1 protein-coding gene is annotated in these 739 nt (G+C 62.7%); it reads left to right on the top strand.

Annotation, left to right across the window (positions count from 1 at the left end; translation table 11 throughout):
• Positions 1-552 precede the first annotated feature (552 nt).
• On the top strand, positions 553-739 hold a 187-nt coding region (locus J4G12_09805; protein ID MCE2456088.1), incomplete at its 3' end, for a hypothetical protein.

Below are 739 nucleotides of genomic sequence, written 5' to 3'. Positions count from 1 at the left end.
GTAAGCAACGGCTCATCGGAGAGAGTCCATTCCGTGAGGCTATCAAGCCATTTACCCGGCACCGTGACGAGTCGTACATTACCCGAGTCGGTTACAGCGATCACGGAAGAACCTTGCCCGGGACTATCCGTGGGATCTGGATCGGCACAACTGCTAGCCGCAAGGCCAACTGCTATAACAACAAGGCGCGGGCGGAAACCACAGGCCCGTACCTTGTTCTTGCGAGGTCTTGCGGAGTCTGCTGAAGCGACCAGCGAGGCCAGACTCACGGCTAGCCGTCGATATTGCCGGTTGACTAGCGTTCCAGCCATGTTACTCCTCCTAGAACCAAAGGGGTTCCGGTTAGTCCGGATCCTGCGATCCGGGGGTAGGGGTGCATCGCCCAGGCCTTAGATGACGGGGAGTCTGTAAGAACAACCCGTAACGGAGAACACTCGGAAGGCATGATAGCATAGTACAGGAATCAGGCCCCGCGCGCAAAGCCGCAGCTGCGCATCCGGCACAGCGCTCGCGCCGGGCTGGCAGCGAGAAGGGCGTTTTCCGCTCCGGCTGATGGCCGAGGTGTGGATCGCGCTGCCGCTCTACGGCGGACGGGCAATGGAGCCGGAAGGGGCGGAATGGACGACCCCGCCCTTGGTGATCGACAGGATGCGCTACCGGTCCGACGGCGTCGGCTACCGCCCGCACGGCCACACCCACGTCTTCGTCATGCCCGCCGACGGAGGTACCCCGCGCCAGC

This window comes from Gemmatimonadota bacterium (assembly GCA_021295815.1).
Lineage (GTDB): Bacteria > Gemmatimonadota > Gemmatimonadetes > Longimicrobiales > Gaopeijiaceae > JAGWBQ01.
The sequence above is the reverse complement of the archived record's forward strand: the minus strand, read 5'-3'. Positions and strand labels throughout refer to the sequence as shown.